At 39.1% G+C, this 14,747-nt stretch carries 11 protein-coding genes and 2 pseudogenes; 6 read left to right on the top strand and 7 right to left on the bottom strand.

Features of this window, described 5'->3' with window-relative positions; genetic code table 11:
- Positions 1–248: 248 nt before the first annotated feature.
- The 4 genes from ppsA (at position 249) to QWY93_RS01965 (ending at position 5,548) form a co-directional block, all read left to right on the top strand.
- Positions 249–2,672, top strand: a complete 2,424-nt coding sequence (ppsA, locus tag QWY93_RS01980) for a phosphoenolpyruvate synthase (RefSeq protein WP_290246516.1) — start codon at positions 249–251, stop codon at positions 2,670–2,672.
- Positions 2,673–2,716: 44 nt separating this feature from the next.
- The gene (locus QWY93_RS01975) at positions 2,717–3,541 is read left to right on the top strand and encodes a universal stress protein (RefSeq protein WP_290246515.1); all 825 of its coding nucleotides are present in this window, start codon (positions 2,717–2,719) and stop codon (positions 3,539–3,541) included.
- Positions 3,542–3,751: 210 nt separating this feature from the next.
- The gene (locus QWY93_RS01970; protein ID WP_290246514.1) at positions 3,752–4,507 is read left to right on the top strand and encodes an SDR family oxidoreductase; all 756 of its coding nucleotides are present in this window, start codon (positions 3,752–3,754) and stop codon (positions 4,505–4,507) included.
- A 534-nt stretch (positions 4,508–5,041) separates the two neighbouring features.
- Positions 5,042–5,548 carry a YciE/YciF ferroxidase family protein gene (locus QWY93_RS01965; protein ID WP_290246513.1) on the top strand — a complete coding sequence of 169 codons (507 nt, stop codon included), beginning with the start codon at positions 5,042–5,044 and terminating at the stop codon, positions 5,546–5,548.
- A gap of 329 nt (positions 5,549–5,877) precedes the next feature.
- Here QWY93_RS01965 and QWY93_RS01960 read toward each other — a convergent pair whose 3' ends face one another.
- The 4 genes and pseudogenes from QWY93_RS01960 to QWY93_RS01940 all read right to left on the bottom strand — a co-directional run.
- Positions 5,878–6,906 (bottom strand): zinc-dependent alcohol dehydrogenase family protein, encoded by a 1,029-nt coding sequence (locus QWY93_RS01960; RefSeq protein ID WP_290246512.1) that lies wholly within the window; start codon positions 6,904–6,906, stop codon positions 5,878–5,880.
- 41 nt (positions 6,907–6,947) lie between these two features.
- On the bottom strand, positions 6,948–7,985 hold the full coding sequence (locus tag QWY93_RS01955) for a hypothetical protein (protein ID WP_290246511.1): 1,038 nt from the start codon (positions 7,983–7,985) through the stop codon (positions 6,948–6,950).
- A pseudogene (locus QWY93_RS01950) lies at positions 7,978–8,894 on the bottom strand (ribose-phosphate diphosphokinase). The gene QWY93_RS01955 and the pseudogene QWY93_RS01950 overlap by 8 nt, the downstream one beginning before the upstream one ends.
- 253 nt (positions 8,895–9,147) lie before the next feature.
- Positions 9,148–9,624, bottom strand: a pseudogene (locus QWY93_RS01940) (DUF892 family protein); the annotation flags it as partial.
- 1,158 nt (positions 9,625–10,782) lie between these two features.
- On the opposite strand from QWY93_RS01940, the gene QWY93_RS01935 reads away from it, so the two are divergent.
- Positions 10,783–11,169, top strand: coding sequence for a response regulator transcription factor (locus tag QWY93_RS01935; protein WP_290246507.1), 387 nt, complete (start codon positions 10,783–10,785; stop codon positions 11,167–11,169).
- A 55-nt stretch (positions 11,170–11,224) separates the two neighbouring features.
- Here the strand turns inward: QWY93_RS01935 and QWY93_RS01930 are convergent, their stop codons facing one another.
- Together QWY93_RS01930 and QWY93_RS01925 are read right to left on the bottom strand one after the other, a co-directional pair.
- Positions 11,225–11,686 carry an Hsp20/alpha crystallin family protein gene (locus QWY93_RS01930; RefSeq protein WP_290246506.1) on the bottom strand — a complete coding sequence of 154 codons (462 nt, stop codon included), beginning with the start codon at positions 11,684–11,686 and terminating at the stop codon, positions 11,225–11,227.
- 408 nt (positions 11,687–12,094) lie between these two features.
- Positions 12,095–12,940, bottom strand: a complete 846-nt coding sequence (locus QWY93_RS01925; protein WP_290246504.1) for a universal stress protein — start codon at positions 12,938–12,940, stop codon at positions 12,095–12,097.
- Between the two features lie 238 nt (positions 12,941–13,178).
- Between QWY93_RS01925 and QWY93_RS01920 the strand changes: the two genes are divergently transcribed.
- Positions 13,179–13,652 (top strand): hypothetical protein, encoded by a 474-nt coding sequence (locus QWY93_RS01920; RefSeq protein ID WP_290246503.1) that lies wholly within the window; start codon positions 13,179–13,181, stop codon positions 13,650–13,652.
- A 149-nt stretch (positions 13,653–13,801) separates the two neighbouring features.
- On the opposite strand, the gene QWY93_RS01915 is transcribed toward QWY93_RS01920, so the two are convergent.
- Positions 13,802–14,461 carry a hypothetical protein gene (locus QWY93_RS01915; protein WP_290246502.1) on the bottom strand — a complete coding sequence of 220 codons (660 nt, stop codon included), beginning with the start codon at positions 14,459–14,461 and terminating at the stop codon, positions 13,802–13,804.
- Positions 14,462–14,747: the final 286 nt, after the last annotated feature.

The raw sequence follows: 14,747 nt of genomic DNA, 5'->3' as shown, positions 1-14,747 counted from the left end.
TTTTCCTGATAACTGTTATCATGCGCTCAACGCTTAACAATTAACATTTAACCCTTAACCTTCCAATCCCCAAGTGACAAAAATCAGCCGATACCAGCGATATACCTTATAAGTTTTTATTTCTTTTCCTTCGATATTCAATAGTAGTCAATATCCACTCAAATCATATTAGGCTTATCCTTTTTCCACTTTTAGTGAGTGGCAAAAGGCGGCCCGGATCATTTGTGGTGGCTGAAATAATATCGAAAATGGACCAAGAAAGCAAAAAGAGTTTTACAATACCTTTTTCCCAGACCAACCTGAAAATGGTGGCCGAAGTGGGCGGAAAAAATGCTTCTCTGGGTGAAATGATCAGCCAGTTACACCTTTTGGGGATTCAGGTTCCTGATGGTTTTGCTGTGACGGCAGCTGCATATCGTTATTTTTTATCAGCCAATCATTTGGGTGAAAAACTGGTTGCCATTTTGGAAGGTCTGGACAACAAAAACCTGGAAAATTTGGGAGATGTTGGGGCTCAATGCAGAAACTTAATAAAAAATGCTCCTATTCCCAAAGCCTGGGAACAAGCCATATTACAGGAATACCGCAAATTTTTTGGAGCTGATGCTGGGGAGGTTTCTGTAGCTGTGCGTAGTAGTGCTACTGCAGAAGACCTCCCCAATGCAAGTTTTGCTGGACAACATGATTCATTTTTAAATATCCAAGGTGAGGCCTCCCTTCTTAGGGCTTGCCAGCAATGTTACCTATCCTTATTTAATGATCGAGCCATCAAATACCGGGTGGATCATGGTTTTGACCATATGGAGGTAGCCTTGAGTATTGGGGTGCAAAGAATGGTCAGAAGCGATCTTGGTTGTGCAGGAGTGGCCTTTACTTTGGACCCTGAAACTGGGCATGAAAATATTATTTACATTACCGGGGCATGGGGATTGGGCGAAAATGTGGTCCAGGGAGCTGTCAACCCAGATGAATATTACTTTTTTAAAAAAGCAGTTCGGGAAGAGAAATATAGTTTGATCTACCGGAAACTGGGTGCCAAAGAAAACCGGATGATTTATGCCAAGGAACAAAATCCACTGAGAACAACCATTAACATTGAAACCCCAACTGCTCTTAGGGATGCATGGACCTTGAGTGATAAAGATGCCATGACCTTGGCCAATTGGTGCCTTCAGATCGAGGACCATTATCAGGTGGCCATGGATATCGAATGGGCAATAGATGGTGAAACCCAAGAATTGTTTATTGTCCAGGCCAGGCCGGAGACCGTGCATCCCAAGTCCAAAAAAGAAACGGTTAAGGAATATCACTTGCTGGAAAGTCCCAATCCAATTTGTACGGGAAAAGCAGTTGGCAGGGCTATAGTAAGTGGAAGAGTGAAAGTAATGAATTCCCTGGCAGATGCCCCAAAATTGGAAAAGGGAGATATCATCGTGGCGGATATTACCAACCCTGATTGGAATGCTCTTTTGCGGAAAGCGGTTTGTATTGTGACCAATAAGGGGGGGAGGACCAGCCATGCGGCCATTGTGGCCAGGGAATTGGGGATCATCGCCCTTGTAGGTTCAGAAAATGCCACACAGGTTTTAAAGGATGGCCAGGTCATCACGGTATACTGTGGGGATGGGGATTTGGGCCATGCTTACAAAGGGAAATTAGATTGGGAAGAAAAAGAAATTCCTCTAAAAACTTTCCCGAAAACCAAAACCAAGCCCATGTTTATCCTGGCTGACCCTGACCAGGCATTGCCTCTTTCCCGGTATCCCAATCAAGGAGTGGGGCTGATGCGGATGGAATTTATAGTGGCCAATCAGATCAAAGTCCACCCTATGGCCCTGATGAAATTCAAGGGGTTGGCAGCCACTGAGGTAGGGAAAGAAATTGCTGCTCTGACCAGGCATTACCCAGACAAAAAAGAGTATTTTGTCCGGAACCTGGCAGAAGCTCTTTCTTTTGTGGCAGCTGCCTTTTATCCAAAAGATGTGATCATCCGCATGAGCGATTTTAAAACTAATGAATACGCCCAACTCTTGGGGGGAAGTGGTTTTGAGCCCAAAGAAGAAAACCCCATGCTTGGGTTTAGGGGGGCATCCAGATATTATAATGATCGTTACAAAGAGGCTTTTGGATTGGAGTGTGCAGCCATCAAAAGGGTTAGGGAGAAAATGGGCCTAACCAACGTAAAAGTGATGATCCCTTTCTGCCGTACTGTTGAGGAAGGGAAAAAGGTCTTGGATGTCATGGGAAGTTTTGGTTTGGCTAAAGGCGAAAATGGTCTGGAAGTGTATGTGATGACCGAAATCCCCAATAATGTTATTCTGGCAGATCAATATGCTAAAATATTTGATGGATTTTCCATTGGTTCTAATGACCTTACCCAGCTGACTTTGGGAATAGACCGGGATTCAGCCATTATCAGTGATTTGTTTGATGAAAACAACGATGGTGTTAAATCCATGGTGAAGATGGCCATAGAGTCGGCAAAAAAATCAGGACGAATTATTGGATTTTGTGGCCAGGCCCCAAGTGATTTTCCGGAATTTTCCAGGTTCCTCGTCGAATTGGGAATTGACAGCATTTCCTTTACCCCTGATGCTTTGATCAGAGGCTGGGAAAATATTTCCTTGGCAGAGAGCAAGTTGAAAGCTCCGGAAAAGGGAGTGGTGGATTGAGGCATGAGCTCAAATAATTGTAACCCAATAAATATTGTGAAGTGATGAAAAAAATTGTGGTACCTATTGACTTTAGCCAGTTTTCAGAAAATGCCCTACTCAGTGCTATCAAAATAGCAGAAACTGGAAATATGGACATCCATTGCATCAATGTGGTGGAAACAGATTTGGATTGGAAACATTTGACCGAAAAAGAAAAAGCGAATCATCCGGATATCCAGGACCTTGAGGATGAGGCAAACCGGAAACTAAATGAATTTGTGGATTCCCATAAGGCCAAATATATGGACATGATAGCTGTGGTTCGAACAGGCGTAGTGGCGGAGGAAATTGTTCATTATTCAGATGAAATTGCTGCTGATTTGGTAGTGGTTGGGGCTTATGGCAAAGGGTATGAAGAGGGGAAGTTTATAGGATCTGATTTCCAGAAAGTTCTTCGAAAAGCTTCTGGGCCTGTATTGGCCATCAAAAAAGCTTTCGAGGATAGTGAATTTATGGAAATGGTTTTTGCTTCCCGGTTTGATGATGATAGTTGGCCGGTATTTTTAAAAATGCGTCCCCTGATAAAGGCATTGGATGCTAAGGTCCATTTTCTATACGTCAATACTCCGGATCATTTCACCCCAGAGGATGAAGCCGAAAAACAGATGGGGAAATTTGCGGAAGGTCAAGATGATATAAAGATAGAGAAACATATACATGATTTTGCCGAGGTGGAAAAAGGCATTATTGACTTTTCTGAAAATAAAAATATTGGGATCATTGGGATTGCCTCCCATCACCGGGAAAAAGCCAGGAGTTATCAAATTGGAGTGACAGAAACGGTTCTTTTTAAAACCTCCATTCCCGTGTTAAGCATCAAATTATAAATGCGGAATAAAGTAATGGGGCCCCAATCTCTAAGAGAAGTTACCTTCCCGGGGCTTTTCTCGATAATTACGGGAAAGTAAAAAGGTGTTTTTGAGAATTCTTTTCTGTGAATTTTCCTTCAGGTGAGTGAGATTGGAATAAAAACCCACCAAAGGCAAGAAAACTGATGATCAGGGCCTATGATTTTTGAATCATTAAATAAAAATATCATGCAAGAGGAATTTAAAGAAAAGGTTGCCCTGGTTACAGGTGGGAGTTTTGGAATTGGAAAAGCGACAGCAATTACTTTGTCTAAAAAATGTGCAAAAATAGTAGTAGCGGATTGTATCAGGGATGAGGAAACGGTGGATTTGATCCAATCGGCAGGTGGTGAGGCTATTTTTGTGAAATGTGATGTTTCAGACCCAAAAGATGTGGAAAAATTAATGGGGAAAATAAAAAAGTCATATAAACGATTGGATTTAGCGGTCAACAATGCAGGGATTGAAGGGGAACAGGGCATTACTGCTGAATGTACATTGGAGAATTGGGATAGGACCGTTGATGTAAATTTAAAAGGAATCTGGCTATGTATGAAATATGAAATTCCTTTAATGTTAAGGCAAAATAAGGGTGCAATTGTCAACACTGCCTCTGTTGCCGGGTTGGTGGGATTCCCAGGCTTGCCTGCTTATGTGGCCTCTAAACATGGCATCATTGGTCTTACAAAAACTGCTGCCTTGGAATATGTAAAACAAAATATACGTGTCAATGCAGTATGCCCGGGGGTGATCCATACCCCCATGATTGACCGGTTTACAGGGAAAGATAAAGTTGCAGAAAAGCAATTTGAGGATATGGAACCTATTGGCCGGATGGGAAAACCGGAAGAAGTAGCACTGGCCATTTGCTGGTTGCTATCAGACGAAGCTTCCTTTGTGACCGGGGATGCCATGGCCGTGGATGGGGGTTGGATAGCACAGTAAGGATTTAATGTTGAAATGTATTATTGTTGAACTGTTGAATAGAGTTCCATTGGCGAGCAACTGCCCACACTATTCGGTGATATATTTGAATCATAATTCAAAAATAAAAAGCAAAGGTGCAAATCGGTTAACAATTAACATTTAACCCATATTCCAAAATAATAATTTTTCAAATCTCATATCCCGAATATTAAGCTACCTATTTAGCTTTTTTTTCCAAATACGGGACTGCCATGCCCTCCCCATGGTCGTCCCCGCAGTGACGTTTTGCTTTAGACTTTCGGCCTTCGCCTTTCGGCATTCAATTCTTGTTAACCGTAATATAGTTAACCGTGCTTCCAACGATTAACAATTAGCATTTAACCCTTGAAATTTCCTCCCGGATCCCAATATTCAGTTATCCAGTTAACCAAATACACAATTCAACAATTTTTCAATCCTTGAAATAACATCAATCCTGATGCAAAGCTGATTTCCCTCATTGTTAGAGGGGGAGGAGGTGCTTATTTTAATTGAGGAAAAAAATGAAGAGCCATGCAAAATATCACCACATTAACCCATTTGTTTATAGAACAAGCAAGGGAAATTTACGATGCTGAAGTACAGCAGCTGGAAGTGATAAAAGAGATTCTCCCTAAAATAAATTCCCCGGAATTAAAACAATTGGTTACCCACCATATTGACCAGATAAAGCTTCAAAAGGAAAGGCTGGAAAAAGTATTTGCTGAAGAGGATGAGTTATCCTCCGGAGAACAAAACCAAGTTATGGCCGCATTAATCAAGGAGCTGATCGAAATCATGAATAGAAGTGCAGACAGCAAGGTAAGGGATGCAGGTCTTATTGGTTCCCTTCAACAAATCAAGCATTTTGAAATGGCTGCCTATGGGACATTATGTGCTTTCGCCAAAACCCTGAAAAAAATAGAGGAGGCAAATGCACTGCACCATAACTTGGAAGAAGAAAAAGGAATGGATGCTCAATTGAGCCATTTGGCCAGAAATACCATCAATAAAGAAGCTTTATCTACTTTGATTTTGTAGAACAAAAAGTTTGGGCGATTTAATAACTAAATAAGACCATGGGTCACATAGGGGATTTACAACTTTGAAGCAGCAAGAAAATCATTTCAATTTACCAGTTAACCACATAAACGGTTAAACGCCGTTTCCAAATGTGAGACTGCCACGTCCTCCCTATGGTCGTCCTCGCCTACCTACGGCAGGCAAGCAGTGACGTTTTCCTTTCGGCATTCCATTCATGATTACCGTTAAAACTGTTAATCCTGCGCCCAACGCTTAACTTTTAACCTTGACCGCTAATATTTCCTCCCGAAACCCAATTATCCAATCCCGAATCTTCAGTTAACCAATTAACCAATCCGGAGGACTTTAGCTCCATGGATCTTTTGGTTTTTCATTTCCAGAAGGGCTTTATTGGCATCTTCCAAGGGGTATTCCTGGTAGTCTGGCAGAATCTGGGCTTTGGCAGCCAAATCTAAAAACTCTCTTACATCCCTTGCAGTAATATTGGCTACGCTTTTAATTTCCTTTTCCAACCACAGGTGGTTGGGGTAGGAAAGTTTTTGGAGATAGTCCTTGTCAACATTCTCTTTTCTGATGGCGTTAATAACCAATCTTCCACCTTTATTTAAATTGTTAAGAGCTTCAACTACAGGTTTCCATACCGGAGTGGTGTCGATGATCGCATCCAATTTTTCGGGAGCTTTCTCTTCTGTATCCCCTGCCCACACCGCACCCAATTCCAGGGCAAAATCCCTTTCGTTTTTACTCCGGGCAAAGATAAAAACCTTGGAATTGGGGTAACGGTAACGAATCATTTTCAATACCAAATGGGCGGAGGCTCCAAAGCCTGTCAAGCCAAGGTTTTGCCCATTATTAAGGCCCGTCAATACCATGGAGCGGTACCCGATGGCCCCAGCACAAAGGAGAGGAGCTGCAGCTGCATCAGAGAAAAACGTAGGTATAGGATGGACAAAACGCTCCTTTGCCGTCATAAAATCAGCATATCCTCCATTGACATCCCTGCCGGTGGCTTGAAACTGATCACACAAATTTTCCTGCCCCGATCGGCAAAACTGGCATTTCCCACAGGCGGAAAAAATCCATGCTACTCCAACCCGGTCTCCAACCTTTACCTTAGTAACCTCACCCCCGACCTTTTCAACATATCCTACTGCTTGATGCCCCAAAACCACAGGCAATTTGGGTGGTGGAGTCCTTCCTTCAATTTCATCCAATTCGGTATGGCAAACCCCACAAACATTAACCCTAATCAGCACCTCATCTGCTTTTGGGACAGGTTTTGGAATATCTCTTAATTCCAATGGATGGGATTGGTCAGAGAGATTTACAATTTTGTGAAGAACCATGGCTTTCATATGTAGAGGGCTTTTATTAGAAATTTTTAAATGTGATATCGCTAATAGGGCAACTTTTCCACAAATTTACGGGCCATTTCCAGGTATTTTTCTCCCAGTTTGCCCCATTTTGGATCGTTTTTGTATTTTTCTTCCTTCAAGTGCCAGAGGGAAAATTTTGCACGGAAGAGGGCTTGTTTACATTTATAAAACAGGATGAGGGTATCAGGTATCTTATCATTGGCTAATTGTTTATAAATTTTGATAAAATAGGCTCCTGTTGGTTCACTGTCCAACATTTCACAGCCAAGGGCCAGATAGGACAATTCTTCTGCTATGTCCATTATTTTTAAGGTTACCTCAAACTCCAGGCAATCAATAAAAACTGGGGGATCGGAAAGACAAACATGCTCTGGCTTGAGGTCTCCATGGGCTTCAATGATTTTTCCTGAATTGATTCTTTGTTCGAACATTTCCCCATTTTCTTTCATGAACCGAAGAAGGGTGACGGTTATATATAATATGAGGTCTGGAGGCATTCCATATTCCTGGGACAAAAGTTCTTTTTTGACTTTTAGAATCTCATCGGCCAGATAGGTCTGGTGTCTATGGTAGTCCCATTCTGCAGAAGGCTGTCTCCTGTAATATTCTGCCAAGGCAACTGCTGCTCTCCTAATATCAGGAAAGTGAAGGCATCGATGTTTAAGGGCCCAATCTAACATGCTGTCTTCAGGTAATCTTTTCATTTTGATCAACCAATCCACCGGTTTGCCCTTTCCTCCAATCTTTAATTTTCCTGTCTCCAATATATTGACTGGTGTCAAGCCAATATACACCTTTTCTGCCATGGCTTTATTGAGGCGGATTTCATCCCGGCAATTCCTGTATCGTATTTCTGGAAGCCTTAGGTCCAGCGAATTCCATATCACTTGTTTTTTTAGCTTGTAAGCATAATTATCTGTTAGGAATACCCAAGACATATGAGTTTCAATCACTTCCAATTCATCAGGACTATCTGGATAATTTTCCTTGATTTTTAAAAAATTCACCACCTCTTCAGTGGTAGTGGAATGGGAGGTAGGGCTTGCTTTGCTATTCATGACCTAGTAGTTCTACTATGGAATCTCCAGTATGCATACAAAGTATGGCTTTTGCCAATAGGGTTGATATGCTGATGACATGGATTTTCTTTTGGACAAATGTAGGGTCCAGGTTTAAATGGGGAATGGAATCGGTAATCACGATTTCCTCAAATGCAGGTTGGTCCAAATTGTGCTGGGCATCTTGGGAAAAGGTGCCGTGAGTTGCAACCGCATAAATAGCTTTTGCTCCCCTTTGTTGACAAGCTTCCGCTGCCCGTAACAATGTCCCTCCTGAACCGATCAAATCATCAATCAGAATGATGGATTTACCTTCCAGTTCACCGGTCACCTTATCCCCTTTGACAATACCTTTGCTTCTTGATTTTTCCATCAATCCAAAACCTATCTCATTTTTCAATTCTTTTTCCAAAGATTCTCGGAATTGTTCTGCCCGCTTGGCACCTCCAAAATCGGGAGACATGACCAAAATAGATTCTCCCCTTAACTTGTGGGCAAAATACTTAACAAATAGATTTTTAGCTTCTAAATGCTCAGTAAGACAGTGGTAACTGTTTTGAAAAGCCTGTAAGTTATGGACATCCATGGTCATTATGGCATCGATCTTCATAGCATCAAAAAGCCTTGCTAGATACTTGGTGGTTACCGGATCCCGGGCTTTTGTTTTCCGGTCTTTTCTGGAATAACAAAGGTAAGGGGCTACCACGGTGATTCTACCAGCTGTTGCATCCCTCAGGGCACCCAGGAAAAAAATAAACGGCAAAGTTTGTCATTGACACTATCCATTCTATCCCCATATAGGGAACTGATCACAAAAACATCCCTGTTGCGCACATTGACCAAGGGACGGATTTTGTGTTCTCCTCCTTCAAACCTCCTGAATTCATATTCTCCTAAGTAAATATTCATGTGGTCGGCAATTTGTTTGCCCAAAGATTGTCCTTGTTCCAAATCAAAAATGATCATTTCCTCCATCATGCCGGGAATATTTTGATTAAAATAGGGCGTTATAATCGTCTGAATGGTTTGAGGTGAAATAGGTGGAGTTAGTGGTTATTGGTTTGGTTTTTATTGCTTTATACAATATAAAGAATTGTTGACAGAAATCATTAATAAAAGAATTCATGATCCAGAGTTGAGTTTTATAAACCTCCAAAAAAGGTTAAAGTGAAATTCCGATGGCTTTTTTATTGATTTCTCTTTCTGCCAGTTCAGAAAATTGGTTGTCCAGTGATTTAATATCTTCCAATTGTTTATGAAGTATGGAAGCCCATTTGGAGGAGTCAAGTTCGATGGCATAGGAGGATAATGTGCCTAATAAATTGATTTTGTGTCGGATGAACTTTTGGAGCGTATTGATGAGGACTACATCCCTTAGTGAAGGATCGTTACAATAGTCCATCAACCGTCTGGATTTTTTCCATATCAACTGTCCTTGTTGATCTGCATCCCCATTGGTTTCCATTTTAAGTTGGTCCATGACTTCATCCAATTGGATTTTATGAAATTGCGCAACTGTTCGCATTTGAAGAATGAACTTTTTTAGCTGGGGATGTTGACATTTTTCACTGACCAATTTAATTATTTTCAGTTCCCATACATGTGAATCGTACAATTCCCGAAATTGGTAAGCGAAAAAATCCTTAAGGGTGTGAAGGGGGGGGGCAACATATGCCTAATTTTTTCAGTTTGGGTTCAAATTAAAAGGAGCCCTTTCCTTACGCAATGATTCAAATCGGAGGATAAGATGATAAAAGCTATGAAGGGGAGTTGCTTGAAAGTGGAAGCAGCCAGTTCGTACCAACAAATTCTTAAATTTTCCTGGAATATAATGAATTACTAACAGGGGGCTGGTTGTTTTGCGATGTAAGTAATTTGGTTTTGATAAGGATAAATTTTTGAAAAATCCCCTGTCATCTTGCTTTAAGGATAATGACCATATTTTGATAATATGAAGTAGGAAGCCCCTATTGGAAAAACTAATCGTGTAAGGGGAAGTTTGTTGGATGCTATGCAAAGAGCAGAAAAAAAATATCCAGGAATTTGTTTAATAACCTTCAAAATTTCTATCATCAAAAACGACAAGAAGTCACATATAATGAATTGTTTGATTTGATTTCCGGCTTTGAGTCCCTCAGGGGGAAGGAGAAATTTCCAGCCTTTTGTTAAGACCAATATTGGAATCTGTTGAGATGAATTTCATGAACATAGACTTTTAATTACTTTGTAGAAAATCTGCAGTTTATTGATCGCTAGGTGAATTTTAATCCAATTTTAGGTAAAATTCCGTTTTTTAGGGAGGAATTGATTTTAATTTTATGCGAAAAAAAGTAAATTATAAGAACAAAAATCATTGAAAATGAATTAATTAAATATAAGAATCAGTGATTTTGCAGATTTTAATTGAATTAAAATGAGAGGGGGTAAAATGAAATTTATTGAAACCTTCCCTTAAGGTTAAAATAGGAATTGAGGTGTTAAAAGAAATTCAACAAAAGAAGGATTCAAAAATAAAATCGATATAGAATTAGCTTCTGGGAGTAGGGTAGAACCCAAAACTTAATACTTTATACGAATAAAGGGTACAGGTCTTTGAAATTCTATAAAATAAGTAATCATTAAATTTTTGGTTCATGGAATAGGGGAATAGTAGCTTATGGTAATTGTTTACACCTGGTTTCGAGTTACAAGAGTGAATCCGATCGGATTGATTTCCCAGGTGTTTTGCATTTCAAACTAAAATTATGGATAAATGATTGTTGCGAAGTGAAATGCCTAATTAAAATAAACCCATGTCATGGAAACGATAACTATTTTAGTAATTGAGGATAATGCAGAAATGTGCGAAAATATCTCTGATATTCTTAGACTTAAAAATTATCAAATAATTACAGCTCAAGAGGGCCTGAAGGGATTGGAAATGGTAAATGAAAAAAATCCTGATCTGGTAATATGTGACGTTAAAATGCCAAAATTGGACGGCTTTGGGGTGCTAAAAAAAATGAAAAGTCAATCCTCTACATCCTCTATCCCATTTATTTTTTTAACTGCAAAGGCACAAAAAGTTGATCTTGTAAAAGGAATGGAAATGGGGGCAAATGAATATATTGTAAAACCCTTTGATGGAAAAGCCCTGTTGGAGGTGGTGGAATCCTGTTTGGAAACCCATATTAATGAAGGTTAAAACTGATAGTAAATACCTTCAGGTTTTGTTTGGTCCACCTGAAGGTAATTATTGATTAGTCTATCGAAATTTGATGTGTAGGTTGGACTGACGTTTCCTTTGCTTTTGGAATAATGATTTTTAAAATCCCATTCTCATATTTGGCTTCGATTTTATCCTCTAAAACATTTTCAGGAAGGGAAAAAGATCTACAGAATGAATGAAAGGAAAATTCTTTCCGGGAAGAACCTTTTTCATTTTCTTCTTTTTCTTCAGACTTTTCCGAGCTGATGGTAAGAACTTGATTGTCCAATTGGATTTTAAAATCTTTTTTTTCCAATCCGGGTGCTGCCATTTCTAATTCATAAGCCTTTGGCTTTTCTATCGTATTTACAGTAGGAACATTGATGCCCAATTTTTGCGGCCAAAGATCAATATCTGAGTCAAATAAATCCTTACCCAATAAGGATTGAAGTGGGCTTACCAAATTTGTCCAGATTGAGGGTGATTTTTTTGTTTTACTTGGTTCAAGGTTCATGATTTCCTCCTTTTTTAAAATTTGAATATTATGGTCAATTTATAAATGAGAAGAAAAATTAATTATGATATTATCCCCTTTACCTTCAAACTTTGATCGTTCCGACTTTATGATTTTTATCTCAAAAGGAAGGTTTCCCCTTATTAATTTCCGGAAGAGTGAGAACTGAATTTTGGGTGATTTGTTGACCGGTATTTTTTGTTATCACCTAACATTATTAAACAAAAGTTGCCTTGTTTAAAAAAGTCGCATTTCCTATTTTCTCCCTTGTTTTCGGTTATAATGAATTGGAAAAGCCTCTACAGTCATAGTACTGCCCTTTACCGGATTCTTCTTCCCCCTATTGAATTTTAAGAATAAAGGTTCTTGAAGGGGTGTTTAAATTTTGCATAATTTTCACATATCCCTTTATACCTTGATATGGTAGGTCCAAATGGGGCATCGAATATGGTTGACTACATTTTCAGCTACACTGCCATAATAAAGATGGGCTAAGCCCTTTCTGCCATGAGTTCCCAATGCAACCATATCTATATTATTGTCCTGGGCAAATTCAATTATGCCCTTTTCCTCATTGTATTCATTAACCAAATGGAAAACGTATTTTTCAATCCCAAAATGATGGATAAAGCTGATTAATTTATCCTTTATGATTTTATCAGGTTTAAAATGCATGGGAGTGTTGATATAAAGAAGGTGAAGATTGGCCTTAAAAAAAGCTTGAAGCTCCATCAATTTTTTGATGAAATCATCTTGCTTAATGGAGAATAATGTGGGCAATAGAATGGATTTAATATTTGAAATTTCCGGTGCTTTCCGAAGTGAAAGTACCGGAACAGTGGAATGCCTGACCACTTTTTCTGTATTGGACCCAATAAGCAGTTCCTCCCATCCAGAGACCCCAGTAGTACCCATGACAATCAAATCAATGTTTAAGGGTTCAACGAGCCGCTTAATGGTGCTGGCTACATGGCCGTATTCTATTTTTAAATGGCAGGATACATTATCGCAATTGACGGATTGTTGTAATTCGGCAAATTCTTTTTTGGCATAATTTTCCAGGTCATCAAAAAACTGAGGTTCAAATGCCAAGCCTGTTTCATTGATATAAGGGGCATCATAAAGGGCAGCATTATAAATAATATATACCGCAATTACTTGTCCATTTACTTTAGATGCCATATCAACAGCCAACCTAAACCCTTCCCGGGAAGGGGCTGAAAAATCACATGGAACTAAAATTCGTTTTAGCATGGGAAAAGAAATTAATTATCTTTCAAATTATTGATAGCTGAATTGGGACTTGAGTTAGAACCCTATTATTTGAATGATGACTAAGGCAAATTAAAATAGATATTGTAGGGTGTGTTTTATCTTTTAAGGTAATAAAAATGGGGTTAAATTGCTCTAAACGAGGTGATTAAAATATTGTTTTTATGTGATTGTAATCATGTGCTTATTGATTGCTTTTTGTGAAATTTGTTTAAAAATCATGAAAAAGCAGAAAACCCCTTCCTCTACAAAATCCAAGATCCAACCCTCTGAAGAGGAAAAATTATGGGCAAAAGTTTACCGGGATACAGAAGAATGGTTATCCCAAATCGAATTTATTGCAGACGAACTAAAGTTTTTTCATCTATTATTGGATAAATATTTCATTTGGTTGAATTCAGAGAAATTTCAGGGCAAAACCAAATATTTTTTAGATTGGCTTGTCTCCCTTGAGAAAAAACAAAAATCCTTGGCTAACGAACTTAAAAATCAATTGAAAGAAATTTCATTCCACCTAAAATCTAAGAAAGAGTTGCCCCCTCAGGAAATTAGGGAAAACGATTTGGAGTTGGAAGTACTTCAGGAGGATTTGGTCAAAGATTTTAGGTATTTAAAGAAAGAAATATTTCAATTGACGGAAGCAAGCAAAGATTTGATGAGAGGGGGGCATTTGCTGGGAAAGCAAAAACCATAAAATGAAGAGAAGAAGGTGAAAACTAAGGGCCTGGTTTCTAATTGAAATTTATTCTGTTGATGGAAACAATTATAGTTTTGGATTTTAATAATCAAAAAAGGGGCTTCCCGAAGGATGCCCCTTTTTAGGTGATTAAGCAATAAACCCATTTAGGTATGAAATACCGCAGACATCATGTTTTTTTGGAACCACTCATAAGTTTCCAAGGTGATCATTACCTTGTTTTCATTGGAATTGGGATAATCCCCGGAATCAGTTACCAATTCTAGCTTTCTTGGACATTTTTTTAATTTGTCCACCAGTTTGATCATATTTTTAAATACCTCATATTCTGTGTTTTCCAACAATAAAAGGGTGGGGGATTTTACTAAAGCAAGTTCTTCCCGGCTAAATCCATTGATTTCCCCAAGTGTTACTACAGCGTTGACCTGGGGAAGGTAAGTGGCAGCCCTTAGTACTGCTTCCGCTCCATTGCCTGCTCCAAAGAATCCAATTGGAAGGTCTTTCGTTACTGCCAGATCCTGTAAATAAGCAGTGGCCGTAATTAATGTGGAGGTCATGATGTAATTTTCATTGAATTCCGGATAATGGGAATTGGTCTTTTGGGGTTTAAAGTCCAGCTCAAAGGTTCCAAAGTAGTTTTTTTGAAGATGCTCAATCAACAATTTATTATCCCCAAACTGCCTTCCTTTTTGGGCAGCTTGGATAATAATTACAACTCCCCTTGCTTTAGAGGGGAGTTTTAAGGTTCCGCTAAGGGGATAACCGCGGAAGGAAACTTTGATCTGGTGTTGAATAGGTAGTACCATAATTTACTCTTTCTGGTTCCAAATGATACCCTAAACTTAGCCTAGAAGATTGGGACTGAAAATGATGATTGCTATTGACTCCCTTGATCTTAATCATCTTTTTTGTCAGGACAGTTTTTTCGATTAAAATCAAAAAATAAGAAGGCATTCAATGATAGGTGTCAGTTTTTTAATGGAAAAGGGTCATTGAAGGGGTAAAGGAGGGAACATAAATTTATAGGGAGGGTAAACGTGAAGAATTTTCCAGGAGGAATACCTCCCAGGAAATTTTTTAGAAGCAGCATTT

This window comes from Echinicola jeungdonensis (assembly GCF_030409905.1).
GTDB classification, from domain to species: domain Bacteria; phylum Bacteroidota; class Bacteroidia; order Cytophagales; family Cyclobacteriaceae; genus Echinicola; species Echinicola jeungdonensis.
The sequence above is the reverse complement of the archived record's forward strand: the minus strand, read 5'-3'. Positions and strand labels throughout refer to the sequence as shown.